Genomic DNA, 26,678 nt, shown 5'->3' with positions numbered 1-26,678 from the left:
TGTGGAGCTAAGGAGAATTGAACTCCTGACCTCCTGCATGCCATGCAGGCGCTCTACCAACTGAGCTATAGCCCCTTGCTGCGTCCTCCGGGTCTCCCCGGCGGCGACGCCAACATTACACGGTCACCGGGGTGCACCACCAAATCGTTTCCGCTCCGTCCGGTTCGCCCGTTCTCCGTCACGTCGGCGTGACCACCGGGTCAAGCCGTCACGAACGAATAGAACCGTTTGAGCGTGCAGTGCTCCTCGAGGAGCCGGCCGTAGATCGGCTCGCCCTCCAGCTCCCGGTACGTCTCGATGGGATCGCCTTTTATGATCAGCGCCCGTGCGCATTCCTCGCACCAGTACTGGTAGTCGTGGTGGACGGGCTCCATGTCGCGGACGATCGGCGTACCGCTGCCGCACCAGTCGCATTTCCTCCTGTGCGCACCCATCGATCAGCTCCAGCTGTGGCCGCAGGTCGTGCACACGTAAGAGATTCCCCCGTTGTCTCCGAGGACTTGGGCGACGTGGAGCGAGCCGCAGGAGGGGCAGTCGAGGAGAGTGGCCGTCCTCGGTGACACCACCCGTTCGAGGAGGTGCTCGACCTCCCCGCGGACGCTCGCGGGCATCGCTTCTCCCTCCCGTCGGGCCGCTCCCCCTTCCGGCCGTTTGATTCTGCCACGGCCGGACCAATACGGTCAGCGACGCCTTCGTACCAGTCCGGACACGACGTCCGGCCGGACCGTCCCGACCAGCGCACACACGCACGCGAGAAGGTCATCCGCACACGTATACGAGCCAGGTGCCCCGGCGACTCAACCTGAGACCCGGACAAGCAGAAGATCCCGTTCCCCTCGAGGGGAACGGGATCTTCTGTACCGATCTGTGGAGCTAAGGAGAATTGAACTCCTGACCTCCTGCATGCCATGCAGGCGCTCTACCAACTGAGCTATAGCCCCTTGCCACGCGGCGGAGCCGCATGGTGTCTCGCTTCCCGCTCGGCGGGGCGAACAAGAAGAACTTTAGCCTGCGACCAGCCGGAAAGTGAAATCCGGTGCTCCCGGGCGCCCGGGAGGCGTCAGACGTCGTCGCCGAGCACCGGCTCCGGCAGGGTGCCGGCGTTGTGCTCCAGCAGGCGCCAGCCTCGGGCACCTTCGCCGAGGACCGACCAGCAGCAGTTGGAGAGGCCGCCGAAGCTCTCCCAGTGTTGGGGCTCAAGCCCCAGGAGGCGTCCGATGGTGGTGCGGATGGTGCCGCCGTGGCTGACCACCACCAGGGTGCCGCCCTCGGGCAGCTTGTCGGCGTGCCGCAGCACCACGGGGGCGGCGCGGTCGGCGACCTCGGTCTCCAGTTCGCCCCCGCCGCGGCGGACCGGCTCACCGCGCTTCCAGGCGGCGTACTCGTCGCCGTACCGCTCGATGATCTCCTCGTGCGTCAGCCCCTGCCAGACGCCCGCGTAGGTCTCCCGCAGGCCCTCGTCGTACGTCACCTCCAGGCCGGTGAGCGCGGCGAGTTCGGCGGCCGTGGCGGCGGCGCGGCTCAGGTCCGAGGCGACGATCGCGTGGGGCTCCAGGGAGGCGAGCAGCCGGGCGGCGCGGCGGGCCTGGGCGACGCCGGTCCCGGTGAGCTCGACGTCCGTGGTGCCCTGGAAGCGGCGGTCCACGTTCCACGAGGTCTGGCCGTGCCGCCAGAGGATGACGCGCCGGCTGCGTCCCGCGGCGCGGTCGGCCGCGTCTATGCCCGGTATCGCGTTCACCGCGGCTCCCCGGCCGCGTCCCCGTCCGCCTCCGAGCGGGCGTGCTCCTCGGCCTTGCCACGGGTGGCCTTGGCGTCGGCGGGCAGTTCCAGCTCGGGGCAGTCCTTCCAGAGCCGCTCGAGGGCGTAGAAGACCCGCTCCTCGCTGTGCTGGACGTGGACCACGATGTCGACGTAGTCGAGCAGGATCCAGCGGGCCTCGCGGTCGCCCTCGCGACGGACGGGCTTGGCGCCGAGCTCCTTGCTCAGCCGCTCCTCGATCTCGTCGACGATGGACTTGACCTGGCGGTCGTTGGGCGCGGACGCGAGCAGGAAGGCGTCCGTGATGGACAGGACGTCGCTGACGTCGTACGCGATGACGTCGTGGGCGAGCTTGTCGGCGGCCGCCTGGGCGGCGGCGGTGATGAGCTCGAGGGAGCGGTCGGTGGCGGTCACTACGTGGCTTTCGGTCGGCGGTCAGGGAGCCCTCGCGGGCTACCCCAAGGGTCTCACGGACCGCCGCCACCCCCCAGGGATTACCCGCAGGCGGACGATCATGCCGTGCGGCGGGGGCTCCGGGTGGCCCCGGAGCCCGCCGTCCCACGGCACGACCGCGCGGTCCTCACCCGGCCGGGCCGGTCACCTCGTAGTCCTGGCCGAGGACGACCGAGACGTCGGCGTTGGACGTGGTGCTGCCCTTGACGACGCTGCCGGTCGGCAGGCCCAGCGTCTTCGCGACCTCGACCGCCTCCTCCTTGCTCGCGTCGTCGGCGTACGTGATCTCGGACGTGGCCCCCGCGGCGGAGGCGGTGCCCGCGTCGAGGAAGGTGTAGCCGCCGTTGAGCAGGACCACGCGGGCCTGTTCGGTGGCGTCCTCGTCGCCGGTGGCGTTCCTGATGGCGACCCGGACGGCGTCGCCCGCCTCGGGGCTCTTCGCCGTGCCGCCGAGCAGCTCCTTCACCACGCTGTCCGAGGTCTCGGCGTCGAGCGTGCCGTCCTCCTGGACCGGCAGCGAGGCGGTCTCGTAGTCGCCGCCCTTGGCGCGCTCGGCGAGCCCCGCGAGGAAGGTCCCGAGGTCGCTGTCGGTCAGCGGCGGGTCGAGGATCTGGGCCAGGGTCTGCATGGTGACCGTGGCGGCCTGCGCGTCCGAGGAGAGCTTGCGCAGCACGCCCTGCATCACCTGTCCGAACCGCTCCAGCTGTGCGCTCTCGGGCTCTCCGGACGCCCGGTAGGTGGCGTAGGCGACAGCCGTCCTGCCGCTGAGGGTCTGCGCCTCGCCCTTGTTGACCAGCGGTGCCGCACCCTTCTTCGCGTCCGGGTCGGGCACGTCGGTGTCGGTGTCGACCTCGATGTTGCCGACGAGTTCGACGAGGTTGTTCAGGTACGGGGTGTCCAGGCGCCAGGTGCCCTCGATGTCGGTGCCCAGGACGGTGTGCAGCGCCTCGCGGGTGCCGGAGGCGCCGTCGTCCTCGACGGACTTGGCGAGGGTGGTGGTGGTGCCCTCGTCGTCGGTCAGGGCGAGGGAGTTCGGCAGCAGGACGGTGGCGCCCCGCTCGGTGGTGGTGTTGTTCACGAGCAGCGCCGTGGAGGTGCCGTCGTCACCGGTGTTGCGCAGGTGGACGACGAGCACCTCGCGCTTTTGGGCGCCGGCGGCCGTCGTGGTGCCTGCCTTGCCGTCGCCCGAGGAGCCGGGCAGCTTGCCCGCGAACCAGAGGTAGCCGACGCCGCCGGCCGCGACCAGGGCGAGGGCGACCACCAGCGCGACGAGCCGGCCGCGGGCCCGGCGCTTGGCCTCCTCGCGGCGCTCGGTGCGGTTCTCGGTGAACGCCAGCCAGTCGATCACGTCCTCGGAGTCGCCGTCGGGCTCCTCGACGAAGGCGAACTGCTCGGTGTGGTACTCCCTGCCGTCGGCGCCCTCCATCCCCTCGTCGGAGCGGCCGCGCTCGCCCTGCCCGTCCTCCTGCACGCTCTCCGGGGACCCGCCCTGGTGCGGGATGTACGCGGATCTCTCGTCGCCGTGGGCGCCCTGGGGGTGCTGGACGGCGGTGTGCGTCTGCTGCTGCCCGGTGCCGGCGCCCTGCCCGTACGGGTCGTACCCGTCGTACCCGGGTCCGGCCGCCTGTCCCGCTCCCCCGCCGTGCCCGCCGCCGTACGGGTCGTGGTACGCGGACGGGGACGGCGCCGGGTCGTAGGGGTCCGCCGGCTGCTGCGCGTACGGGTCGTAGCCGTAGCCGTACCCCTGGGACTGCTGCTGGCCCTGCTGGGACTGCGCCCCGTACGGGTCGTACCCCTGCGGATCCTGGGGCGCCTGCGGGGAGTACTGGGCGGGCACCTGGCGGTACACCGGCTGCCCGAACTCGTCGTAACCGACGAGCTCGTAACTGTCGCTCCCGTGGCCGGCGTCGTATCGGTCGTTCACCCGGTGCCCCTCTCGGCTCACTCGCCGCGGTACAGCTCACGCTTGTCGATGTAGCGCACCACACCGTCCGGCACCAGATACCAGACGGGATCGCCCTTGGCGACTCTCGCACGGCAGTCCGTGGACGAGATGGCCAGTGCCGGGACCTCGACGAGCGAGACGCCCCCGGCGGGCAGCCCCGGATCCTGCAGGGTGTGTCCGGGGCGGGTGACGCCGACGAAGTGCGCGAGCGAGAACAACTCGTCCGTGTCCCGCCAGGTGAGGATCTGGGACAGCGCGTCGGCGCCGGTGATGAAGAAGAGGTCCGTGTCGGGGTTGAGCCGCCGCAGGTCGCGCAGGGTGTCCGTGGTGTAGGTGGGGCCGCCGCGGTCGATGTCGATGCGGCTGACGGAGAACTGCGGGTTCTCGGCGGTGGCGATGACCGTCATCAGGTAGCGGTCCTCGGCCGGGGACACCGAGCGGTGCGACTTCTGCCACGGCTCACCGGTCGGCACGAACACGACCTCGTCGAGTCCGAACTGGGTGGCGGCCTCCTGGGCCGCGACGAGGTGACCGTTGTGGATCGGGTCGAACGTACCGCCCATCACACCCAGGCGGCGTCGCCCCGGTCCCGAGACCCCGGTGCCGGGGCCGTGTCCGGGGCGGCTCACCCGGCCGTCCGCCGCGGTCTGCTCCGGGCCGGTAGGCATTTCCTGCTCTCCCATGCATGCAGACCCTACCGGCCCGTTCGACACGCTCCGGTCGAACGTCTATTTGCGGGACTGTGCGGTGGGTTCAGCGGTCCCGGTTGAAACGGGTGGTGATCCACAGGAGGAGCATCAGGACGGCGAAGGCCCCGATACCGGTCAGGTAGGGGCTGAGGCTCGCGTGGTTGCCGCCGTGCTCCTCCCCCTCGGCGGCGAGAGTGACCAACTGGGCAGCGGTGCTGTGGAAGCTCATCGTCGGCTGGACCTATCCGGGTGTGGGATCGGGACGGGTAACGCCCGCTCATCGTAAGCGGGCACCTCCGCCGCGCTCACGCCGACTCCACCTTGTGGCGGACCGGCTCGTCACTCGTCGTCGTCGCGGTAGCCCCGCAGCAGGAACCAGCCGACCAGCACACAGCCCACGAGCATCACGATCAGCACGACGCGGAACAGGTTGCCGCCGAGCGCGCCCTGCTCCTCGGCGGCGGCCATGGCCTGGGTGAGCCATGCGGCAGAGGGGTGTTCCATCGGGTCGCTCCTTACGGTGTGCTGCCCTGCCACGGTATCTCCGCCTAGGCTGGACCTCGCTTCGGGGGCACACTGGGCAATCAGACGCATGGGGGAACACATGTCCGACGGCAGCCATGAGCAGAACGGTCACGGGAGCGTGCCCAGCAGGAGCCGCAGGCGCTTCGAGGGCCTGTCCTCACGGGCGTACGAGCACCCCGCGGACCGCTCGGCCCTGGTGGCCCTGCGCAAGCTCAGCGGCTTCGACACGGTCTTCAAGGCACTCAGCGGCCTGCTGCCCGAGCGCAGTCTGCGCCTGCTGTTCCTGTCCGACTCCGTACGGGTCTCGGACGAGCAGTTCGCGCACCTCAACGACATGCTGCGGGACGCCTGCTACATCCTGGACCTGCAGAAGGTCCCGCCGCTGTACGTCAACCAGGACCCGCAGCCGAACGCGATGTGCATCGGCCTGGACGAGCCGATCATCGTCGTCACCACCGGCCTCGTCGAACTGCTGGACGAGGAGGAGATGCGGGCCGTCATCGGCCACGAGGTGGGCCACGCCCTCTCCGGCCACGCCGTCTACCGCACGATCCTGCTGTTCCTGACGAGCCTGGCCGTCCGGGTGGCGTGGATCCCGCTGGGCAACCTCGCGATCATGGCGATCGTGACCGCGCTGCGCGAGTGGTTCCGCAAGTCGGAGCTGTCCGCGGACCGCGCGGGACTGCTGGTCGGACAGGACCTCCAGGCCTCGATGCGCGGCCTGATGAAGATCGCGGGCGGCAACCACCTGCACGAGATGAACGTGGACGCGTTCCTCAGGCAGGCCGAGGAGTACGAGGCCGGGGGCGACCTGCGCGACTCCGTGCTCAAGATCATGAACGTGCTGCCCCGCTCCCACCCCTTCACCGCCGTGCGCGCGGCCGAGCTGAAGAAGTGGGCAGAGTCGCGCGACTTCCAGCGGATCATGGACGGTCACTACCCGCGGCGCGACGAGGACGGGGACACCTCGGTGACCGACTCCTTCAAGCAGTCGGCGGCCGCCTACGCCAGCGACGTCAAGAACTCCAAGGACCCGTTGATGAAGCTGGTCAGCGACATCGCGGGCGGGGCGGGCGACCTCGGCGGCCGGGTACGGCGCGGCTTCGGCGGCTTCACCGGCGGCGGCAGCGGTGGCGGTGGCGGTGGTGCGGCCAAGGACGGGCCCCGCGACGAGCGCCCCGGCCAGGAGTGAGCGCGGGCGTCCCGGCCAGGAGTGAGCGCGGGCGTCCCCTCCGGCGTCACACCTTCGGCTGTGCGCCCTGCGCCAGCACGCCGCACAGGGCCGTGGTGCCGGCCGTGGCGTACGGATCCGTGCCGGCCGGGCCGCCCGCCCCCGCCGTCTGTCCCGCGAGCAGCGGGCGCAGGTGGTTCGCGGCGTCCTCGGCGCAGGCGAGCGGACCGGCCCGGACCGTTGCCACGACGACCTCGGCCCGGTGGCTGCGCAGGTCGTCGCGGTCGAAGCGGAAGTGCAGCTCGCGCCGGACGGTGAACAGGGAGGCCGCGGCCTCCTCGTCCGCGCCGGCGGGCCGCAGCGCGTAGACGTAGGTGTGGTCGGCGACGACCTCCAGGGTGCCGGGGCCGGACTCGGCGGCCCGCAGGGTGCCCCGCACCCGGACGGCGGAGTCGGCGAGTTCGGCGCGGGAGGGGTCGAAGCGGACCATCCAGCCGGTGGGCGCGTGCTCCCCGTCGGCCGCGGGGTGGTCGAAACTCCGGTCGAACTGGTCGAGCAGCTGGGGATCGAGCAGGACGCGCGGGGGCCGGACGGTCGTGCCGTTCAGCACCTCCGGGTCCAGCGCGGAGGCGACCAGGTAGTCCTTGGCGGTGGCCAGGGCCGTGACGACCTGGCTGTCGGAGAAGTTCGCGGTGCGCCGGGTGGCGGGCATCGTGATGCCCTCGGCCCCGATGCGGAAGTGCGCGGCGGGACTGCGCTCGTACAGCTGATCGAGATCGGTGGAACCGGGCACGGCGGTCTGCGGGGCGAGCGGCACGACGGTCATCCGCAGCGGCTCGGCCGGCCCGTCGGCCGGTGTCTCGTACGGGTGGCGCAGCCCCATGTAGATGGCCATGCCGAAGGCGAGGGCGATCAGCACCACGAGGACCAGCGCCTGCCGGGACAGTCCGCGGTGCATCGGGGCGCGGTGGCGTACGGCGGGAGCGTGGTCGGCCATGCGCTCCCTGGCGGAGAACTCCTGGAGCCGGGCAGCGCGGACGAACGACTCGTCGAAGACGATGGATCGGTACTCGTCCTCTCCACCACCGGGAGCGCCCTCGGGTGTCCCCTCAGGTGGGTCTCCAGGTCCGCCCATACCTCCAGAGTAGGACCCGCCGGGCCCAGGTGAACGCCCTGGTACGCGACAACTTCTGACACGTCCTCATGTCGCGCGCGGGCGTGCGCCAGGGGCGTTCAGGGTGTGCGCGGCACCGCCGGTACCGGCGGCTGGGAGTAGTCGGCCGAGGCGGAAGGGGCCGTGTCGACACCCTGTTCGAGGCCCGTGGAGGCGGGGGGCGGAATCTGCTGCCCGCTGCCCGAGGAGGCTCCGCGGTAGACCGCCGTGAACGCGAGTGCGACCATGCCGACGCCCATCACCAGGGCGAGCACCCAGGCCACGGGCCGGTGCCAGCGGGGCTGCCGGCCGTAGGTGCCCGGCTCGCCGTAGCGGCCTTCGAGTACCTCGGTGTCGTCGAGGTCGTCGAAGTCGTCACGGTCCCGGCCAGGGCCGAAGTCGTGGTCGTCGGGGCCGCAGCCGTCGTCGTAGAGCTCGTCGTCGCCGCGCGGACGTCTGGTGTGCGCCCGGCGCGCCTCCGCCTCCTGTGCCTCGGCGCGGGCCTGCGCGGCCGCCAGCAGGCGTTCGACGGCGGTCGGCTCGTGCACCACGGCCGCCCGTACGAAGTCCTCGTCGAAGACCACGGAGGGGAAGTCCTCGTCCCCGCCCCCGCGGTCACGGTCGTCGTCGGGCTCCCAGCCGTCGGCGAACGGCGTGCCCCCCACGTCCTCCGGCACGGATCCAGAGTAGACCTGGGGGGGTCAATTTGGGCAGACGGTAAGGAAATTCATCGACCCTAGCGGCGCACGTGGCCGTCCCCGGTCACGATGTACTTCGTGCTCGTCAGCTCCGGCAGCCCCATCGGGCCGCGGGCGTGCAGCTTCTGCGTGGAGATGCCGATCTCGGCGCCGAACCCGAACTGGCCACCGTCGGTGAAGCGGGTGGAGGCGTTCACGGCGACCGTCGTGGAGTCGACCAGCTGGGTGAAACGGCGGGCGGCCTGCTGCGAGGTCGTCACGATCGCCTCGGTGTGCCCGGAGCTCCACAGCCGGATGTGCTCCACGGCCGCCTCCAGCGAGTCGACGACGGCCGCGGCGATGTCGTACGAGAGGTACTCGGTCTCCCAGTCCTCCGCGGTCGCCTCGACGACCGTCGCCCGGGTCTCCTCCGCGTGGGCCAGCACGCGCTCGTCGCCGTGCACGGTCACCCCGGCGTCGGCCAGCGCGTCCAGCGCGCGCGGCAGGAACGCGGCGGCGATGTCCCGGTGGACCAGCAGCGTCTCGGCGGCGTTGCACACGCTCACCCGGTGCGCCTTGGAGTTGATCAGGATCTCGACGGCCGTGTCGAGGTCGGCCTGCGCGTCGACGTACACGTGACAGTTGCCGGTGCCGGTCTCGATGACCGGGACGGTGGACTCCTCCACGACCGTGCGGATCAGGGAGGCGCCGCCGCGCGGGATCAGCACGTCGACGAGGCCACGGGCGCGCATCAGCTCCCGTACGGACTCACGGCTCTCGCCCGGGACGAGCTGCACGGCGTCGGCGGGCAGCCCGGCCCCGCCGACGGCGTCGCGGATCACCCGGACCAGCGCGGTGTTGGACTCGTGCGCGGAGGACGAACCGCGCAGCAGCACCGCGTTCCCGGACTTCAGGCACAGGGCGGCGGCGTCCACGGTCACGTTCGGCCGGGCCTCGTAGATGATGCCGACCACGCCGAGCGGCACCCGCACCTGGCGCAGGTCGATGCCGTTGGGGAGGGTGGAGCCGCGGACGACCTCGCCGACCGGGTCCGGCAGCTTCGCGACGTCCCGTACGTCGGAGGCGATGGCGCGCACCCGCTCCGGGGTCAGCGTGAGCCGGTCGACGATCGCCTCGCCGGTACCCGCCTCGCGGGCCCGGGCGACGTCCACGGCGTTGGCCTCGACGATCTCACTCGTCCGGACCTCCAGGGCGTCCGCGACCGCGAGCAGCGCGTCGTCCTTGACCGCGCGCGGCAGCGGCGCGATGTCGGCGGCGGCGGCCTTGGCCCGGTAGGCGGCGCGGGTGACCGGGGACATGGAGTCGTACGGCGAGAGCGTGGTCATGGGGGAAGGGTAGTGCGCCGGGCGGGCCGGTCCAGCGGTCATCCCAGTGCGCGAGACACGGTGCGGCGCCCGGCCGGGGTCCGTTCCCGGGCTCTCAGTAGGGGTGGACTCCCACCGGAGCGGCCGGGAGCGGACCGCAGCCCTCCGCGACGCGCTGGTGGTAGGTCTCGCGGTCGATGACCTCCAGGCCGACGATCTCCCAGGGCGGCAGCCGGGCGGTCTGCCGGTGCTCGCCCCACAGGCGCAGCGCGACGGCGGCCGCGTCGTGCAGGTCGCGGGCCTCTTCCCAGTAGCGGATCTCGGCGTGGTCGTTGGCGTAGCGGCTGGTCAGCAGGAAGGGGTGGTCGTGGGCGAGCTGTTCGAGTCCGCGCCGCACCTCCTTCAGCGGGGCCTCGCCGCCCGAGACGCTGAGCGTCACGTGCCACAGCCGGGCGGCCTCCTCCGGCTGCTCCCGGCCGGCCTCGACACAGGCCCGTCCCTCGTACCCGGCACCGGCCGTGACGCTGGTGAGCGCGCGCTCCTCGCCGGCCACGCGGGGACCGCCACCAGCGCGGGACGCCGCCGCCCCATGGCGCACTCGTCTCACGTCGGCCTCCTTCTCACGATGGTCGTGCGATATCTCGCTGACTCAAAGTTGAGCAGGCGGAACGGCTTCGCGGGGCGGTTTTACGGAACGTCCACCGCCGGGTGCCGGGAATCGTATGTTTGCGGGCCCGATCGGTCAGGGACGTAGCAGAACCAGGTCGTCGCGGTGGACGACCTCTCGTTCGTAGGCAGGACCGAGCTCGCGCGCCAGTTCTCGCGTCGAGCGGCCGATCAGCCGGGGGATCTCCTTGGCGTCGAAGTTGACCAGGCCCCGCGCCACCGCGCTGCCCTCGCCGTCGCGCAGTTCGACGGGGTCGCCCGCGGTGAACTCGCCCTCGACCGACGCGATGCCCGCGGGCAGCAGCGACTTGCGGCCCTCGACGACCGCGCGCACGGCCCCGTCGTCGAGGGTGATCGCGCCCTGCGGGGTGGAGGCGTGCTGGAGCCACAGCAGGCGGTCGGCGGAGCGCTTGCCCGTGGGGTGGAAGTACGTGCCGGTGTCACGCCCGGCGAGGGCGTCCGCGGCGTGCACCGCACTCGTCAGCACCACGGGGATGCCGGCGGCCGCGGCGATCCCGGCGGCCTCGACCTTGGTGACCATGCCGCCGGTGCCGACGCCGGCCCGGCCCGCGCTGCCTATCTCGACGTGGGCGAGGTCCCCGGGCCCGCGCACCTCCGCGATCCGCGAGGTGCCCGGCCTGCTCGGGTCGCCGTCGTACACGCCGTCCACGTCCGACAGCAGGACCAGCAGGTCGGCGTGGACGAGGTGGGCGACGAGCGCGGCGAGCCGGTCGTTGTCGCCGAAGCGGATCTCGTCGGTGGCGACGGTGTCGTTCTCGTTGACGACGGGCAGCGCGCCCATCGCGAGGAGCTTGTCGAGGGTGCGCGAGGCGTTGCGGTGGTGGGCGCGGCGGCTCATGTCGTCGGAGGTGAGGAGCACCTGGCCGACCCGTATGCCGTACCGGGCGAGGGAGGCGGTGTAGCGGGCCACCAGGAGGCCCTGGCCGACGCTCGCGGCCGCCTGCTGCCGGGCGAGGTCGCGGGGGCGCCGACGCAGGCCCAGCGGCGCGAGCCCGGCGGCGATGGCGCCCGAGGAGACGAGCACCACCTCCTTCACGCCCGGGGTGCGCGCCTTGGCCAGGACGTCCACGAGGGCGTCCACCCGGTCCGCGTCCAGTCCTCCCGAGGCCGTGGTCAGGGAGGAAGAACCGACCTTCACCACGATCCTGCGCGCCGTCACGACCTCGTGCCGTGCCCGATCGCCTGCTTCGCCTGACACCTCTTGCGCGTCCTTCACTCGTATCGGCCCGGCCGGACGAGCCGGCGTCCCGCCGCTCCGTGCCGCCTTCACCGTCCCGTCAATCTACGTCACACCGTGTCCCCGCGCCGGGCTGTCCGGACCCCGGACGGCCGGATCCGGCAGGGGTATGCCGGGGACGGCCGGGGGTAAGCGCAGCGTGACCGGAAGGTGCCGGAACCGTGCGGGTGGGGCGTCGGCACCGCAGCATCTCCGCCGTTTCCTCCTCTACTGTCAGCAATCGACCGCAAGTACGGGTGACGGAGAACACCGAAAATTGTCATCGCGACAGGCAACCATCTACGGTCTATGGTCATCCGCGGCGCAGCCTAGCGCTCGGAGTCGCGGTCGGCCGCCCCACACGGTCCCCCTCAGTCCGCTCTGCCGTCAGGAGCCCCGCTCGTGCCCTCTGCCGGACCCGTATCCCGTCGCGCAGTGCAGCTGATCTCGCTGCTCGCGATGTCCGCGGCCTACGTCGCCCAGCTCGTGGGCGCCCTGCTGCCCCAAGTGCCCCTCCTCCTCGCCGGATCCGCGGTGGGTCTCGTCCTCGACCTCTTCCTGCAGCAGCGCCAGCCCGGGCTGCTGTCCCTGCTGGCCAAGGTGCGCTTCGACGTGACGGTGCGGCAGCTGCTGCGCGACATGCTGATCGTCGTGGGGCTGCTGCGGATCGAGGGCATCGACCCGCTGGGTGAGCAGGGCCCGATGCTGGTCGGCCTGTGCGTCCTGTACGCGCTGCACTTCGCCTGCCAGGCCGTGGCCGTGCTGGTGCGCCGCGCCCGCACCCTGCCGGTCGTCACGCGGAACATCGACGCCTCGGCGCTGCGCCTGAGCGCCGCCCCGCCGCGGCTGCTGGCCCGCCGCCAGGGCCAGCGCCTGCTGACGTTCTCGCTGCCCGCCACGGCCGGTCTGCTGGCCACCGCGGCCAGTCAGGACGCGCTCTGGGGCGCCCTCGGGGTCGGTCTGGCCCTGGCCCTGATGCTGGCCGGCACGGTGTACCTGGCGACCTGGCTGCTGCCGGGGAAGCGGGCGAGGAACGAGCAGCAGGTCATCGCGTGGCTGGACGAGTGGCTGGCCGACTACCGGCCGACCGTCGCCATGTACTTCTCCGGCGGTACGACGTCGGCGTACCAGGCCAACATGTGGCTCTCCACGCTCTCCACGCTGGACGGCAAGCCGCTGATCGTGCTGCGGGAACGCTTCATGGTGCAGAAGATCGAGGCGACCGACGTGCCGATCGTCTGCTTCCCGAAGGTGTCGACGATGTTCTCGCTGGAGAACTCGTCGCTGAAGATGATGCTGCACCCGGCGAACGCGGCGAAGACCTCGCAGGTGCTGCGCATCCCGACGATCAAGCACGCGTTCATCAACCACGGCGAGAGCGACAAGCTGTCCTCCTGCAACCCGTACGCCAAGGCGTACGACGAGGTGTGGGTCGCGGGGCCCGCGGCGCGCGAGCGGTACGCGCTCGCCGACGTCGGCGTCGAGGACAAGGACGTCGTCGAGGTCGGGCGCCCGCAGCTGGCCCCGATCCGCCCCCACTCCGGCGCGCCGACGGGCCCGTACACGACCGTCCTGTACGCCCCCACGTGGGAGGGCTGGGACGGCAACCCGGGCAACACCTCGGTGGTCCTGGCCGGCGAGAACATCGTGCGGGGGCTGCTCGCCGACGACGGCGTGCGGCTGCTGTACAAGCCGCACCCGCTGACCGGTTCCGTCGACCCGCGCGCGGGCGGCGCCAACGAGCGGATCATGGCGATGATCCGCGAGGCCAACACCCGCCGTTCGGGGGAGCGGCCCGGTCCGGAGGCCGCCGCCGAGCTGGCCCGCCGTACCGCCGAGCTGGACCGGCTCACGTCGACGTCCTTCCGCGCCGCCGCGGACGAGATGGAGCGGATGCTGCTCCAGGGCGCCACCCGGGGCGGCCGCGAGGCGGCCATCGCCGAGGCCACGGCCGCCTGGGAGAGGGCGCACCGGGCGTCCCTCCCGGAGTGGGAGCACCAGATCGTCACGGACGCGCGTCCGTCGATCTTCGCCTGCTTCAACCAGGCGGACCTGCTGATCAGCGATGTCTCGTCGGTGGTCTCCGACTGGCTGTCCAGCGAGAAGCCGTACGCCGTCGCCAACACCACCGGCCTGGACGAGGACGCCTTCCGGGCCGGATTCCCGACCGTGTCGGCGGGGGTCGTCCTCACCCCGTCCGCCGAGGGCGTCCCGGCCCTGCTGGAGTCGGTCCGCCACCCGGAGAAGGACCAGCTGGCCACGGCCCGCGCGGAGCTCAAGGAGCACCTGCTGGGCCCGTCCGACCCGCCGTCGGCCGTCCGCTTCGGCGCCGCGGTCACGGCGCTGTGCGCCAAGGCCGACGAACGCCGGGTGCGGATGGCGGCCCGCACGGCCTCGCGCGGCCCGTCCCGGCCCGCGGGCACGGAGGGAGCCGGGACGGCGACCGGACCGGAGGCCGTGGACGAGCCGGAACCCGTCGACATCCCCGATCCGGCGGGCACCCTCGGCCCCGTCGCCGACGACGCCCTCCCGCCCGGGCTCGCGGACGGCCCGTCCGGCCCGGACGGCTCGGCCTCCGCGGCCACGGTCACCAGGGCCTAGGACTGGTGCACCCGAACGGCACAGGGGCCCGGCCCCGGTCACAGGAGGCGCTTCCGCCCCTCCTGTGACCGGGGCCGGGCCCCTGCGTTCCGCCGGGCGGGTGCTATCCCGGGTGGTTGAGCCGCCAGCCCGACCAGGCCGACTCGATCATCTCGTCCACCCCGTACCGGGCGGACCAGCCCAGTTCCGTGCGGATGCGGTCGGCCGCGGCCACCACCCGGGCCGGGTCGCCGGGACGGCGCGGGCCGACCTCGGGGCGTACGTCCCCCTGGCCGGTGATCTTGCAGATGCGGTCGATCATCTCGTTGACCGACACGCCCTCCCCGCGCCCGATGTTGAGGGTCAGCTCGGTGCCCTCGGGGTCGTCGGCGAGCCTGCGGGCAGCGGCGAGGTGGGCCGAGGCGATGTCCTCCACGTGGATGAAGTCGCGGACGCAGGTGCCGTCGGGCGTCGCGTAGTCGTCACCGAAGACGCGCGGCGCCTCACCGGCCTCCAGCCGCTCGAAGACCATGGGCACGAGGTTGAAGACACCGCGGTCGGCGAGTTCCGCGCTCGCCGCGCCGGCGACGTTGAAGTACCGCAGCGAGACGCTGCCGATGCCGTGGGCCCGGCCGGCCGCCCGGACCATCCACTCCCCGACGAGCTTGGTCTCCCCGTACGGGTTCATCGGCACGCAGGGCGTCTCCTCGGTGACGAGGTCGACGTCCGGCATGCCGTAGACGGCCGCGGAGGAGGAGAAGACGAACCGCTTCACCCCGGCGTCGGCCACGGCCGCGAGCACGGTCTCCAGCCCGGTGACGTTCTCCCGGTAGTAGTGGAGGGGCTGCTCCACTGACTCGGCGACCTGCTTCTTCGCGGCGATGTGCACCACGCCCGTCACCGCGTGCTCCCGGATGGCGGCGTCCAGTGCCGCCCGGTCGAGCACCGTGCCGACGACCAGGGGCACGTCCTCCGGGACGTTGCCGGAGTCACCGGTCGACAGGTCGTCGAAGACGACGACCCGCTCACCGGCCGCCCTCATGGCCCGGACGACATGCGCGCCGATGAAGCCGGCGCCTCCTGTGATCAGCCAGTTCATTGCCTCATCCCCTTCACTCGGCCGTCAGCCGAGACGGTCTATGGCCTCGAATACACGGGCGCTGTTGGCCATGTCACGGCGCACGAAGAACTCGTCCACGCGATCGCTGTACGGGCTCTCGACCGTGAACTTCCGGTCGATCGCCGCGATGATCTCATCGACGGCGTCGTCCACCGTGCGGCACACGGGGCCGAACCCGTCCTCGGACAGGTTGTAGTAGCCCCGCCGGTAGTGGCGGCCGTAGAAGTCGTCCTCGTCGAAGGGCACGTAGACGACCGGCTTGCCCATGTACGCGACGTCGAAGAAGACCGAGGAGTAGTCGGTGACCAGGAGCGAGCACTCCTTCATGGCCTCCTGCACACCGCGCTTCTTCGGGTCCGCGACGCTGATCGACGGATGGTCGACCTTGAAGTGGCGCAGGTACGGGCGGATCTCGTAGTGCGGGAAGAACTCCAGGCGCACGCCTGACTCCCGCAGCGCGTTCCGCAGCCGCTCGTCCTCCAGGAGCAGGGAGAAGAAGCGGTAGTACTCCGAGGCGGCGAACTGCACCTTCGGCCGGCGGCTGCGGTTGTAGGAGGGCACCACGATGTCCCGCCGCCAGGTCGGCATCAGCAGGATGGTCGGCTGCTCCGGTTCGACCGGCTGCAGCTTGTCGAAGCGGGGGAAGCCCAGTGCCTTCGCCTCGCCCCGGTCGTACCCCATCTCCGACGCGATGTAGTCGGCCTCGTGCTGGGAGGCCGCCACGAACAGGTCGACGCTGGTCGACTGCTTGTGCGCGGACTGCGACACGTCGTTGTACGTGACGCCGTGCTGCAGGAACACCCGGCGGTAGCGCATCAGGTCCCCGAACCGGCGCAGGTACTCGACCTTGGCGATACCGGGGGGCGCGAGGTATGCCTCCAGGTCGTACGGGGAGATCAGCCGGGCGGCGTTGAGCAGGTACAGCTTGTGCTTCCACGACCCCAGGGCGATGACGTTGCCGAAGCCGGCGACCTTCTCGCGGTCGGCGGAGTTCGGGGCGATGACGTAGTGGACGTCGCGCTCGGGGTGGTTCTCCCGCATGTACCGGAAGAAGTGGTAGCCGTTGTCCTGCGCGGTGTCCTGCCGTTCGCCGACGATCCAGATGTCGCGGCGGGCGAGCACGGGGCGGGTGAGCCAGTAGAGCAGCCGCAGGCGCCAGCCGGGCCGGCGCTTCAGCACCGCGGCCGTCTGGTCGGCGAATCTCCGGGCCGCGTCGGCGATCCGGGCCTTGCGGCCGGCGGCCACCCGCAGGTCGACCGTGCCGTCGCCGGCCACCGTCACCCGGTAGCGGAATCCGCTCACCCGGTTCGGCGCCTTGTACCGGTGCAGCGCCGGCCTGGGCGTCACCGGGATGTCGATGTGGCCGCTCTCACCGTGGATCCGGACGGCGAGGCCGCACGCGCCGGAGGGGAGGCTGCCCAGGTCGCCGTGGTACAGGTCGGCGCGCCAGCCGGAGTGCAGGTCCCGCTGCCTGCGCACGTGCCAGCGGTCGCGGCGGTAGACCTGCCGGACCGCCACGCAGCGCTCCTGCCCGGACGGCGAGGTGAGCACCAGTTCCAGTCGGTTCTCCAGGTCCTGGGCCAGGTCGACCCCGCCCAGCAGCAGGAAGCCCTCGACGCGCAGCGCCCCGTCGACGGGCTGCACCGACTCCGCGAGGGCGGACCGGTTCTCGACGCGCAGCAGCGTGGAGGGCTCGACGTCCCCCGCCACCCTGCGCAGCAGGAGCGGCCCGTCGACGAAGAGCTGCGGGAGGAACTGCGGTGGCTCCGTGGAGGACCGGAACAGCTCGGCGTTGCCGGACCTCACCGCGTGGTGCAGCAGCAGCGACTTGCCGGCGGGCGCGTGCTCCAGCACCACGTCGTCCGGTATGTCCCGGTACAGCTCCCTGATCCGCGGATAGATCTCCGCGAGCTCCTCGCGCCCGAGGATCCTGGGCAGGTCGCGCAGGCAGCTGTCGAAGCTGCCCGCCGCGAAGGCGCGGACCAGGGCCTTGTCCGCCTCGTCGGCGGAGGCGAAGTCGTCGGCCAGGGCGGAGTTGAGCTCCAGCATGCGGTGCATCGCCGACAGGCGGTCACCCGTCGCCGGGCCGGGCCCCGGGACGCCCTGGACGACCGAGTCGGTGAGGGCGATCCGGCGTGCCCGGACGAGCGCGGTGACGACCTCCCGGATGCCCGTGTCCGGGCCGGGCCGGACGCCGAGCCCGCTCAGGAAGGCGCTGCGGAAGACCTTGCCGCCCGGGAAGGCCGCGAAGAGCAGGCCGGGTGCGGCACCGACTCCGTCCAGGACCGTGTCCCCGGCTCCGAAGTGCTCGCGCCAGCGCTCCTCCACCGCGGCGAGCGCCCCTGACATCTGCCAGGTGTTCCCGAGCGCCACATCGGCGTCGTTCCGCGTCGCGGCGTCCAGCAGCCGCCGCAGACCTCCCTCGGCGAGGACCGTCGAGCCGTCGAGGAAGGCCACGTAGGGCGCGGAGGGGCGGATGCCCGTCCCGTCGCCGGCGTCCGCACCGGCCCGCAGGACCGTGACGTTGCCGTACTTCCCGGCGAACTCCTCGGCGAGGGCGACGTCCTCGCCGGCGCCGTCACCGACGGCCAGGTGCAGCTCGGTGCGGGGGAACAGGTCCTGGCAGGCCAGGGAGTGCAGGCTCGCGCGCAGGGACTCCGTCTCGGCGGCACAGGTGAGGACCACGGACAGCTCGGGCTCCGCCGGGGCGGGGAGGACGTCCGGCCGGGTCCGGCCCTCCCACCAGGTCCAGTCCGTCTCCGGGACGTCCCGGACGGCGGCCGTGCGGGTGCCGGCCGGCCGGAGCACGAGGTTCCCGCTGGACGACTCGGAGGCCTCCAGTCCCGAACCGTCCAGGGCGCGGTCCACGGGCTCCAGGTCGAGGCTGCGCACGCACAGCGCGGTCGTGTGCTTCCGGCCCTCCCAGAGGACCTGCAGCGACACGTTCACCGTCTCCTGGTCCGCGTACCGGGCGGCCAGCGACCCCAGGTCGGCCGAGACGGCGTAGGAGAGGTGGTCCTCGGTCACGCGCACGTCCCCGGCCTTGACGGAGGCCCGGCCGGGCACTCCCTTGGCCCGCACGTGCAGCACCAGTTCCGTGCGGTCACCGGCGCCGATGCGCTGGAACTGGTTGGTGATCTCACCGGTGACGTGCAGGGTTCCGCCGTCGAAGCGGAGCGACGTCACCCGGTTGAACAGCCGCGCGTTGTCGAACGGCTCGTCGTGCAGCCCGAGTTCGGTGACGTCCAGGGCCTCGGCGGCGCCCGGGAGCGACAGGTGGCGGCCGGACCAGTACGTCCGCCCGTCCCGCTGTGCCAGGTCGGTCGAGACCACGCTGCGCCGCTGCTCGAAGTCGGAGACGGTGAGCGCCTCGTCGGGCAGCCGGTGCCGCAGGTAGAAGGCGCGCACCCGGTCCAGCGGGCTGCACAGGGCGTACGCCTCCTCGCCCACCTCGGCCAGGTAGCCGGAGACGATGTCGAGGAAGGCCGAGCGGAACTCCTCGTCGGCGGTCCGCAGCTCCTTCATGTAGAGCCGCACGTCGTGGCCGAGGAAGCGGGCGTCCTTGTGCGCCTTGAGCTCACGGGCCCCCACGGACTCCAGGAAGGCGTCCGTCCGCCGGTGGACCTCGATGCGGTCCCTGATGCTGCGGATCTCGTTCCGCCGGTTCGTGATCGATCCGGCGCCGGGCGCGGCGTCCTCCCAGATCCACCGGTACACCGGCTCGGCGACCACCGCGACGCCCTCGGCGTGCGCGTACGTCATGGCCGAGAAGAGCGTGTCCTCGTAGAACAGGCCCTCCGGGAAGAGGATGTCGTGCTCGACGAGGAAGGCCCGGCGGTAGAGCTTGGCCGCGGCGATGGGGTCGTTGACCAGCTCCGGCCAGGCGCTCGCCGCCGCGACGTACCGCTCGGTCCCGTAGAGCGCCGGCTGCCACAGCCTCGACGTGGCCCGCTCGTGGTTCACCCGGTGCGTACGGCCCGCGACGATGTCGGCGCCGCTCTCACGGGCCGACTGCAGCAGCTTCTCGCAGGCCTTGGCGGTCAGCTCGTCGTCGGCGTCGAGGAACATGACGTACTCGCCGCGGGCCGCGCGGATCCCGTCGTTGCGCGGGGCGCCGACACCGCCGCTGTTGGTGTCACGGGAGATGACGCGGAGCCCGGGAAGCCGCTCGGCGTACCGTTCCGCCACCGCCCTCGTGGCGTCCTGCGACGCGTCGTCGACGACCACGACCTCGAGGTCCCGGAACGTCTGCACCGCCAACGAGTCGAGGGCCCTGCCCACGGTCCCTGCGGCGTTGTAAGCGGGTACAACCACAGTAATAACGGGTGCAGTGTCCGCGGAAGTGGACATTACGCCTCCATCGCCGATGGTGATCTCCTGGGAGTGCTACTCCTGCGTACCGGGATCCCTGGCCGCGGCAGCAGCAACAGGAGCACCGACCGTCGTGCCGCACACGGCAACGGTGACGCGCCGCCGGGCAAACAGCAGGCGACATAGGGGCGTAGCCAGTCTCAAGAGCAGGTTAACGCAGCCCCTCCGGGCCCCCCGCGGCCCCCACCACACAAGGCAGACATACGGGACTGTGGCCTATACCACATGATCGGTTCTGCAACCCGACGCCTCGCTGTGCGTCTAGAGTTTGGGGACCGTTGGCCTGTTCGACGCCCGGTAGATTCCTGAGCCTGCCTCTCCCGCGCCGGCGGCACGGCGCAAGCCGGGGCAGGAACCAGCCACACCCACTTCTCCGGCCGCGACGCCGGTGAATCAGCAGCCTGGAAGGCCTCTGCATGGACATCCCGCCTCTCGCCGAGGTCCGCCGTCTCACCGAGAAGAGACGAGACGCATGGTGGACCGTTCTCCTGGTCGACCCCGTGGCCACGCCACTGGTCCGGTGGACGGCCAGGTGGCCACGCATCACTCCGAACGGCATCACGTGGGCTGCTCTGGTCATGGGACTGGCGGCGGCGGCCTGCTTCGCCCAGGGCGACCGGCAGTGGCTGATCATCGGTGCGATCGTCTACCACGTCAGCTTCATCCTGGACTGCATGGACGGGAAGCTCGCCCGGCTCACCGGCCGGGGTTCCGAGTTCGGTGCCTGGCTGGACTACGTCTTCGACCGCGTCCGGGTCCTGATCTGCGCGATCGCCCTCATGGGCGGCCAGTACGCCAAGACCGGGAACGTCGCCTTCGTGTGGCTGGCCCTCGCGGTCGTCTTCCTGGACATGCTGCGGTACATCGACGCGCTGCAGATCTTCAAGGTGCGTCAGGGCATGAAGAAGAAGCTCGATGACGCGGCCGCCCTGAACGGCACCGCGCCGGCCGCCCCCGCCAGCGCCTTCGCCGCCATGGACGGAACGGTCGGCGGAGCGGTCGACGGGGCCGACGACCCCGCGGACGCCCTGCCGGTGAGCAAGCCCGCCTCCACCCTGATGGTCACCCAGCAGTCCTTCATCCGCCGCTTCACCAAGTACGAGCGGATACGTGACTACCTGATCGCGCACCGCATCCGTACCCACCTGGTCAGCGGCATCGAGTTCCAGATGGCGGTCTTCATCATCGCTCCGCTCGCCGGGGCGATCATGTGGACGACCATCGGCGCGGGCGCCCTGCTGCTCCTCTTCGAGTTCGCCATCATCTACAAGCTCCTGCTCTCCACCAAGGACTTCGAACGGACCATGGCGTCCTTCAAGGCGCAGGCGTCCGAGGCCCCGCAGGAGACTCCCGCCATGAGCCGCTGAGCCCGCCGCCCCGCCGGGTCCGGGCCGGTTCTCGGACCGTCCTCGGGACCCGGCAGTTCCGTGGGGCCGGTTCCCGTCGTCGGACGGGGACCGGCCCGTTCTGCACCCTGCTCGGCCGTCACCGGACGGGTTTCTTCCGAAAGAGGACGCACACGCCGTGAAATGGCGCTTCTCGAAATCCAGGTACGACATCGCACTCATCGTGCCGTGTTTCAACGTGGCTCCCTATCTTCCCGCATGCCTGGAATCGATAGAGACCCAGCGAGGATTCGACAGGACACAGGTCCTGCTGGTCGACGACGGTTCGGAGGACGGCACCCCCGGGCTGCTGGCGGACTTCGCCCGCCGGCACCCCAACGCACGCGTGCTCACCCAGCGGAACGCGGGGCCGGGAGCCGCCCGCAATTACGCGATGACCGAGGTCGATGCGCCTTATCTGGCCTTCGCCGACGGGGACGACGTCCTGCGCGAGGACGGCCTCCATTCCATGCTCACCTGCGCCCGGGAGAGCAAGGCCGACATGGTGATCGCGGACTTCGTCAACGTCCCGGAACGCCCCTACGGCCGCTGGAAGCAGCATTTCGGCGAGGGCGACCGGCTGATCACCGACATCAGCGAGTACCCGGAAATCATCTTCTCCGGGAGCGTCTGGAACAAGCTCTACTCGGCGCGCTTCGTCCGCCGAGCCAAACTGCAATTCGCCGACGGCCGCCTGTTCGAGGACGCCTGGTTCAGCATTCCCGCCATGCTGGCCGCGAAAAGCATATACCTGCTCGACAAGCCGGTGTACAACTACCAGAAGCGGACCGACCGGACTTCCATCATGGATTCCCTGCGGACCAATCCGGCCAACTATTTCGACCACCTGGAACTGAACCTGCACCTGCTGCGGCTCGGCGACCGGCACCCCGGCGAGGTCAAGCGCATGCTGCAGCGGTACGCGGCGTTCACCTACCGGGGCTTCCTCAGGAAGCTGCAGCGGGGGCCGAGCGGCCTCGACCTCCCGGCACTGCTGCCGTCGCTCACCGAGCACTACCGTCTCCTGCCCGACGACGTCCTCCACGAGTTCGCGGAGGCGCCCGGCGACGCGGAGCTGCAGGAGGCGGCCAAGAACGGCACGCTCGGCACCCTGCTCGAGGCCCGGACGAACTGAGAGCCCGCGTCCGGAGGGGACCGGACGGGCGGGACGCGCGCCCGCTGCCGGTCCCTCCGGCGGCCGAGCCGCTCAGTCGAACGGGTCGAAGCCCTCGTACGCCTGGTCCGCCTCGTCGCGCTCCGCCTGGCGGTCCCTGCGGCGCTGCGCGGCGGGACGGGGGGCCTCGAAGCGGTGGTCCTCGCCGCGGCGGCCGAGCATCTCCGCGCCGGCCATGACCGAGGGCTCCCAGTCGAAGACGACGGCGTTCTCCTCGGGGCCGATGGCGACGCCGTCGCCACCGCGGGCGCCCGCCTTCATCAGCTCCTCCTCGACGCCGAGGCGGTTCAGCCGGTCGGCGAGGTAGCCGACGGCCTCGTCGTTGCTGAAGTCGGTCTGGCGCACCCAGCGCTCCGGCTTCTCACCGCGCACGCGGAACATTCCGTCGTCCTCGCGGACCACGGTGAAGCCGGTGTCGTCGACCGCCTTCGGGCGGATGACGATCCGGGTCGCCTCCTCCAGCGGCTTCGCCGCACGGGCCTGGCCCACCAGGTCGGCCAGGGCGAAGGAGAGCTCCTTCAGACCGATGTGCGCGACCGCCGACACCTCGAAGACCCGGTAGCCCCGCGCCTGGAGGTCCGGCCGCACCATCTCGGCGAGGTCCTTGCCGTCCGGCACGTCGACCTTGTTGAGGACGACGATGCGCGGCCGGTCGTCCAGGCCGCCGTAGCTCCTCAGCTCCTCCTCGATGATGTCGAGGTCGGAGAGCGGGTCCCGGTCGGACTCCAGCGTCGCGGTGTCCAGCACGTGCACGAGCACGCTGCAGCGCTCCACGTGGCGCAGGAACTCCAGGCCCAGACCGCGGCCCTGGCTGGCGCCCGGGATGAGGCCCGGCACGTCGGCGACCGTGTAGACCGTGGAGCCGGCGGTGACCACGCCCAGGTTCGGCACGAGCGTCGTGAACGGATAGTCCGCGATCTTCGGCTTGGCCGCGGAGAGCACCGAGATCAGGGACGACTTGCCGGCGCTCGGGTAGCCCACCAGCGCGACGTCGGCGACGGTCTTCAGCTCCAGGACGATGTCCTGGAGGTCGCCCGGTACGCCGAGCAGGGCGAAGCCGGGGGCCTTGCGCCGGGCGGAGGACAGCGCGGCGTTCCCGAGGCCGCCACGGCCGCCCTGTGCGGCCACGTACGAGGTGCCGTGGCCGACCAGGTCCGCGAGGACGTTGCCCGCCCCGTCCAGCACGACGGTGCCGTCGGGCACGGGGAGGATCAGGTCCTGCCCGTCCTTGCCGGAGCGGTTGCCGCCCTCGCCGGGCTTGCCGTTGGTGGCCTTGCGGTGCGGGGAGTGGTGGTAGTCGAGCAGCGTGGTGACGGACTGGTCGACGACGAGGACGACGTCGCCGCCCCGGCCGCCGTTGCCGCCGTCGGGGCCGCCCAGCGGCTTGAACTTCTCACGGTGGACGGAGGCACAGCCGTGGCCTCCGTTACCCGCGGCGACATGCAGTTCGACGCGGTCCACGAAGGTGGTCATGGTGGGGTGCCTCCAGCACGTTCAATGGATTACTTGGTACAGCTCTTGCCTACAGCTAACACGCGAAAGGCGGACCCACTTCCCGACCGGGAAGTGAGGTCCGCCTCGCGAGTGGTTCCGGTCAGGCGACCGGGACGATGTTCACGACCTTGCGGCCACGGGCGGTGCCGAACTGCACCGAACCGGCCTGCAGCGCGAACAGCGTGTCGTCGCCGCCACGGCCGACGCCCGCACCCGGGTGGAAGTGCGTGCCGCGCTGGCGGACCAGGATCTCACCGGCGTTGACGACCTGACCGCCGAAGCGCTTCACGCCGAGCCGCTGAGCGTTGGAGTCGCGACCGTTCCGGGTGGACGATGCGCCCTTCTTGTGTGCCATGTCTCCTCAGTCCCTTACTTCGCAGCCGCGGGGATCTCAGTGACCTTGATCGCCGTGTACTGCTGGCGGTGGCCCTGACGACGGCGGTAACCCGTCTTGTTCTTGTAGCGCAGAATGTCGATCTTCTGGCCCTTGTGGTGGTCCACGACCTCGGCCTGGACCTTGATCCCGGCCAGCACCCACGGGTCGCTGGTCACGGAGTCGCCGTCGACAACGAGCAGGGTCGAGAGCTCGACCGAGTCGCCAACCTTGGCAGTGGAAATCTTGTCAACCTCAACGATGTCGCCGACAGCAACCTTGTGCTGGCGACCACCGCTGCGCACGATGGCGTACACGCGGATCTCACTCTCTCGCTCGGAACGGCACCCCGCAGTCCAGCCGTCCGGGAACGAACACGGGCGGCCTCTCCTCGGGACACCGGGGCACCCGGGAGGAAGAGGTTTACGGGGATGTGGCATGTCAGCGGACATGCCGACGACCAAGGTTACGGGGCCCGCCCCGAACGGGTCAAACCGAGTCCCGGCCGTTCCGGGCGGTCACCGCACGGCCCTCTCCCCGTCCGCGGGCAGCGGCTTCACGCCCTTGCACAGGTCCGTGCCGTCCGCCCGGCCGGGGTGGGCGACCTCGGTCACCCGCTGGAAGTGCGCCCGGTACCGGTCGTGCAGGGCGTCGTCGTCGACCTCGATGACCGCCTCGTCGTTCTCGCGCAGCGCGGGCCCGGTGTAGTTCCCGGAGCCGGTGAGGACCACCTTGTTCCGTACCCCGGCGTACACGCCGTCGATGAGGAGGTACTTGGAGTGGACGATGTAGGGAGTGACGAGCTTGCGCCCGGGGTGCAGCGGGTCGCGGTCGTCGTTGTAGCACCGCACGGCGGGCCCGCCCGGTGTGTGCAGCTTCTCCCAGGTTCCCTTGGTGCCGCCGCCGCTCGCCGCGCTGTCCGACTCCGCGTACACGACGCTGACACGGCAGCCGGCCCGCTGCAGTGCGACGAGCTTCCCGGCCACGGCCTGCCGTGTGATCTTGAAGATCGCGACCCGTACCGAGGTCCTCCGGGCGGCGCCCGCGCCGTCCTCGTACACGCAGGTGACGCGGTCCAGGGCCGCGTACACGGTGTCGGTGGCGCGCGTGGTGCCGGCCCGGGGGAAGAAGTACGCCTCGTACGGGCCGCCGCCCGCCGTCCGGTACTTCCAGTTCTTCCAGTCCCCCGCGGCCATCGTGTCGAAGTACTCCGCGTACGCGCCGTACATCGTCGGGTTGTCCGGCAGCAGCAGCGCGTCGTTGAAGAACCTGGTGTGCGCGGAGGGCGTCGAGTTCGCGGTCGTCTGCACGACGACGTTCCCGGCCCCCCGCACCGCCGAGAACAGCCAGAACTTGTTGTGCATGATCGACTTCCCGTACCGGGGGTCCCCGAGGCACGACTTGTCCACGGGACAGGTCGCGACGTACGACCGCCGCCCCGGGTCCGTGCCGAGCCCCGCGGCCAGCCTCCCGTACGCCGTGTTCGCCGGCCGGTCGCTGACGCTGGACTCGTCCAGGAGCACCCGCACGTGCACGCCACGCTCCCGGGCGGCGAGGAGCGCGCCCACGACCGTGGCCTCCCAGAGGTGGTACACGGCCACCCTGATGGTGGAGCCGGGCAGCGCCGCGCCGGTCAGTTCGAGCAGCCGGGTACGGATGGCGAGCTGCTCCTCGCGGGTGCCCAGCGGGTCGTTGAAGAGGGGTTCCCCGGTCCACCCGGGTGCGTCCACGGCCCGCGCGCTCCCCGTCGCGGCCGCGGCCTGCAGTCCGGCCGACAGCACCGTCGCCAGCGCGACCGCCCGCCGCCCGGTGGCTCTCCGGCGCACCCGCGCCATGCGCTCCACTCTCCGTCCCGGCCCTGGTCCGTCCATGCGTCGCGAGCAGCTCACGGGACTCTACGCCGCACCGGGGCGCGCCGGTGGCCGACACACCGGTGCCCCGGTCCGGCGGACGAACCGCCGGACCGGGGCACCGGTCACCAGCTCACGCGACCCCGCCGAGGGGGTCAGCCCTCGTCGGTCGACGCCGGCTCCGACGCGGACGCCGTGACCTTGGACGACGCCTGCTCGGCCGCCGCGGTCTTCTTCGACGCCGCCTTCTTGGCCGTCGTCTTCTTGGCGGCGGTCTTCTTCGTCGTCGCCTTCTTCGCCGTCGTCGTCTTCTTGGCCGCCGTCGCCTTCTTCGTCGCCGCCTTCTTGGCGGGCGTCTTCTTGGCGGCGGTCTTGCGCGCGGTCTTCTTCGCCGGCGCGGCCTCCTCCGTCGACGCCGGCTCCTCCGCCGGTGCGTCCGCCGGTGCTTCCGCCGGAGCCTTGGCGGACGCGTCCACCGGAGCCTCCGCGGCAGCCGACGGCACCACTACCACAGCCGTGTCCTCGGACGCGGTCGGCGCGGTCGCCTTGCGCACCGCGCGCCGGCGGGGCCGGGCGGGCGCGGCACTGTCCGTGGCGTCCCCGGTGTCCGCACCGGCATCCGAGGACGAGCCGGCCTGCGGCTCCTCGGCCACCGGCGCCGGTGCGGCGGCCGGTGCGGGCGCGGCCACCGGCTCCGTGACGGTCACCACGGCCTCCTCCGCCGGGGGCGCG

General features: G+C 71.5%; 22 protein-coding genes, 2 tRNA genes and 1 pseudogene. 4 read left to right on the top strand and 21 right to left on the bottom strand.

Features of this window, described 5'->3' with window-relative positions:
* Positions 1-2: 2 nt before the first annotated feature.
* The 9 genes from UW392_RS58830 to UW392_RS58790 form a co-directional block, all read right to left on the bottom strand.
* Positions 3-75, bottom strand: a tRNA-Ala gene (locus tag UW392_RS58830).
* Between the two features lie 125 nt (positions 76-200).
* A complete protein-coding gene (locus UW392_RS58825; protein ID WP_189217019.1) occupies positions 201-434 on the bottom strand; it encodes a hypothetical protein in 234 nt (77 codons plus the stop codon).
* Positions 435-868: 434 nt separating this feature from the next.
* Positions 869-941: transfer RNA gene (locus tag UW392_RS58820), tRNA-Ala, on the bottom strand.
* A gap of 119 nt (positions 942-1,060) precedes the next feature.
* Positions 1,061-1,720 carry a histidine phosphatase family protein gene (locus UW392_RS58815; protein ID WP_320783739.1) on the bottom strand — a complete coding sequence of 220 codons (660 nt, stop codon included), beginning with the start codon at positions 1,718-1,720 and terminating at the stop codon, positions 1,061-1,063.
* Between the two features lie 14 nt (positions 1,721-1,734).
* Positions 1,735-2,172: a ribosome silencing factor gene (gene rsfS / locus UW392_RS58810; RefSeq protein ID WP_320783715.1), complete on the bottom strand. Its 438-nt coding sequence runs from the start codon at positions 2,170-2,172 to the stop codon at positions 1,735-1,737.
* Positions 2,173-2,338: 166 nt separating this feature from the next.
* A complete protein-coding gene (locus UW392_RS58805; protein WP_320783714.1) occupies positions 2,339-4,135 on the bottom strand; it encodes an LCP family protein in 1,797 nt (598 codons plus the stop codon).
* 17 nt (positions 4,136-4,152) lie between these two features.
* On the bottom strand, positions 4,153-4,839 hold the full coding sequence (gene nadD / locus UW392_RS58800; protein WP_320783713.1) for a nicotinate-nucleotide adenylyltransferase: 687 nt from the start codon (positions 4,837-4,839) through the stop codon (positions 4,153-4,155).
* Between the two features lie 70 nt (positions 4,840-4,909).
* Entirely contained in the window at positions 4,910-5,074 is a 165-nt protein-coding gene (locus UW392_RS58795; protein WP_320783712.1) for a hypothetical protein, read from the bottom strand.
* 110 nt (positions 5,075-5,184) lie between these two features.
* Entirely contained in the window at positions 5,185-5,349 is a 165-nt protein-coding gene (locus UW392_RS58790) for a hypothetical protein (RefSeq protein ID WP_320783711.1), read from the bottom strand.
* Between the two features lie 100 nt (positions 5,350-5,449).
* On the opposite strand from UW392_RS58790, the gene UW392_RS58785 reads away from it, so the two are divergent.
* Complete coding sequence (locus tag UW392_RS58785; protein ID WP_320783738.1) at positions 5,450-6,562, top strand: M48 family metallopeptidase; 1,113 nt, start codon at positions 5,450-5,452, stop codon at positions 6,560-6,562.
* 46 nt (positions 6,563-6,608) lie between these two features.
* Here UW392_RS58785 and UW392_RS58780 read toward each other — a convergent pair whose 3' ends face one another.
* The 5 genes from UW392_RS58780 to proB form a co-directional block, all read right to left on the bottom strand.
* A complete protein-coding gene (locus tag UW392_RS58780; protein ID WP_320783710.1) occupies positions 6,609-7,676 on the bottom strand; it encodes a hypothetical protein in 1,068 nt (355 codons plus the stop codon).
* Positions 7,677-7,774: 98 nt separating this feature from the next.
* The gene (locus UW392_RS58775; RefSeq protein ID WP_320783709.1) at positions 7,775-8,371 is read right to left on the bottom strand and encodes a hypothetical protein; all 597 of its coding nucleotides are present in this window, start codon (positions 8,369-8,371) and stop codon (positions 7,775-7,777) included.
* 59 nt (positions 8,372-8,430) lie between these two features.
* Positions 8,431-9,717, bottom strand: coding sequence for a glutamate-5-semialdehyde dehydrogenase (locus UW392_RS58770; RefSeq protein WP_320783708.1), 1,287 nt, complete (start codon positions 9,715-9,717; stop codon positions 8,431-8,433).
* Positions 9,718-9,811: 94 nt separating this feature from the next.
* Entirely contained in the window at positions 9,812-10,294 is a 483-nt protein-coding gene (locus tag UW392_RS58765) for a hypothetical protein (RefSeq protein WP_320783737.1), read from the bottom strand.
* A 144-nt stretch (positions 10,295-10,438) separates the two neighbouring features.
* Entirely contained in the window at positions 10,439-11,581 is a 1,143-nt protein-coding gene (gene proB, locus UW392_RS58760; RefSeq protein WP_320783707.1) for a glutamate 5-kinase, read from the bottom strand.
* Between the two features lie 420 nt (positions 11,582-12,001).
* Between proB and UW392_RS58755 the strand changes: the two genes are divergently transcribed.
* A complete protein-coding gene (locus UW392_RS58755; protein WP_320783706.1) occupies positions 12,002-14,200 on the top strand; it encodes a hypothetical protein in 2,199 nt (732 codons plus the stop codon).
* A gap of 103 nt (positions 14,201-14,303) precedes the next feature.
* On the opposite strand, the gene galE is transcribed toward UW392_RS58755, so the two are convergent.
* Both galE and UW392_RS58745 read right to left on the bottom strand, forming a co-directional pair.
* Entirely contained in the window at positions 14,304-15,278 is a 975-nt protein-coding gene (gene galE, locus UW392_RS58750; RefSeq protein ID WP_320783705.1) for a UDP-glucose 4-epimerase GalE, read from the bottom strand.
* A gap of 24 nt (positions 15,279-15,302) precedes the next feature.
* Positions 15,303-19,649 (bottom strand): glycosyltransferase, encoded by a 4,347-nt coding sequence (locus tag UW392_RS58745; protein WP_320783704.1) that lies wholly within the window; start codon positions 19,647-19,649, stop codon positions 15,303-15,305.
* A 437-nt stretch (positions 19,650-20,086) separates the two neighbouring features.
* Here UW392_RS58745 and UW392_RS58740 point away from each other — a divergent pair, with 437 nt between their 5' ends.
* A complete protein-coding gene (locus tag UW392_RS58740; RefSeq protein WP_320783703.1) occupies positions 20,087-21,037 on the top strand; it encodes a CDP-alcohol phosphatidyltransferase family protein in 951 nt (316 codons plus the stop codon).
* Between the two features lie 157 nt (positions 21,038-21,194).
* Complete coding sequence (locus UW392_RS58735; protein WP_320783702.1) at positions 21,195-22,190, top strand: glycosyltransferase family 2 protein; 996 nt, start codon at positions 21,195-21,197, stop codon at positions 22,188-22,190.
* Positions 22,191-22,262: 72 nt separating this feature from the next.
* Here UW392_RS58735 and obgE read toward each other — a convergent pair whose 3' ends face one another.
* The 5 genes and pseudogenes from obgE to UW392_RS58710 all read right to left on the bottom strand — a co-directional run.
* The gene (gene obgE, locus UW392_RS58730; protein ID WP_320783701.1) at positions 22,263-23,702 is read right to left on the bottom strand and encodes a GTPase ObgE; all 1,440 of its coding nucleotides are present in this window, start codon (positions 23,700-23,702) and stop codon (positions 22,263-22,265) included.
* Between the two features lie 121 nt (positions 23,703-23,823).
* A complete protein-coding gene (rpmA, locus tag UW392_RS58725; protein WP_019523100.1) occupies positions 23,824-24,078 on the bottom strand; it encodes a 50S ribosomal protein L27 in 255 nt (84 codons plus the stop codon).
* Positions 24,079-24,092: 14 nt separating this feature from the next.
* The gene (gene rplU / locus UW392_RS58720) at positions 24,093-24,413 is read right to left on the bottom strand and encodes a 50S ribosomal protein L21 (RefSeq protein ID WP_320783700.1); all 321 of its coding nucleotides are present in this window, start codon (positions 24,411-24,413) and stop codon (positions 24,093-24,095) included.
* A gap of 201 nt (positions 24,414-24,614) precedes the next feature.
* Complete coding sequence (locus UW392_RS58715) at positions 24,615-25,931, bottom strand: phospholipase D-like domain-containing protein (RefSeq protein WP_320783699.1); 1,317 nt, start codon at positions 25,929-25,931, stop codon at positions 24,615-24,617.
* 170 nt (positions 25,932-26,101) lie between these two features.
* Positions 26,102-26,678: pseudogene (locus UW392_RS58710) on the bottom strand (ribonuclease E/G); the annotation flags it as partial.

It is taken from the genome of Streptomyces sp. CRN 30, from assembly GCF_034105845.1.
This window is presented reverse-complemented; position numbering and strand designations above follow the sequence as displayed.

Coding starts and splice junctions, on each gene's coding strand:
- UW392_RS58745 (WP_320783704.1), bottom strand. CDS start 19,649: ATGTCCACTTCCGCGGACACTGCACCCGTTATTACTGTGGTTGTACCC.
- UW392_RS58785 (WP_320783738.1), top strand. CDS start 5,450: ATGTCCGACGGCAGCCATGAGCAGAACGGTCACGGGAGCGTGCCCAGC.
- UW392_RS58825 (WP_189217019.1), bottom strand. CDS start 434: ATGGGTGCGCACAGGAGGAAATGCGACTGGTGCGGCAGCGGTACGCCG.
- obgE (WP_320783701.1), bottom strand. CDS start 23,702: ATGACCACCTTCGTGGACCGCGTCGAACTGCATGTCGCCGCGGGTAAC.
- UW392_RS58740 (WP_320783703.1), top strand. CDS start 20,087: ATGGACATCCCGCCTCTCGCCGAGGTCCGCCGTCTCACCGAGAAGAGA.
- UW392_RS58770 (WP_320783708.1), bottom strand. CDS start 9,717: ATGACCACGCTCTCGCCGTACGACTCCATGTCCCCGGTCACCCGCGCC.
- UW392_RS58795 (WP_320783712.1), bottom strand. CDS start 5,074: ATGAGCTTCCACAGCACCGCTGCCCAGTTGGTCACTCTCGCCGCCGAG.
- UW392_RS58790 (WP_320783711.1), bottom strand. CDS start 5,349: ATGGAACACCCCTCTGCCGCATGGCTCACCCAGGCCATGGCCGCCGCC.
- UW392_RS58715 (WP_320783699.1), bottom strand. CDS start 25,931: ATGGCGCGGGTGCGCCGGAGAGCCACCGGGCGGCGGGCGGTCGCGCTG.
- UW392_RS58780 (WP_320783710.1), bottom strand. CDS start 7,676: ATGGGCGGACCTGGAGACCCACCTGAGGGGACACCCGAGGGCGCTCCC.
- nadD (WP_320783713.1), bottom strand. CDS start 4,839: ATGGGAGAGCAGGAAATGCCTACCGGCCCGGAGCAGACCGCGGCGGAC.
- galE (WP_320783705.1), bottom strand. CDS start 15,278: ATGAACTGGCTGATCACAGGAGGCGCCGGCTTCATCGGCGCGCATGTC.
- rpmA (WP_019523100.1), bottom strand. CDS start 24,078: ATGGCACACAAGAAGGGCGCATCGTCCACCCGGAACGGTCGCGACTCC.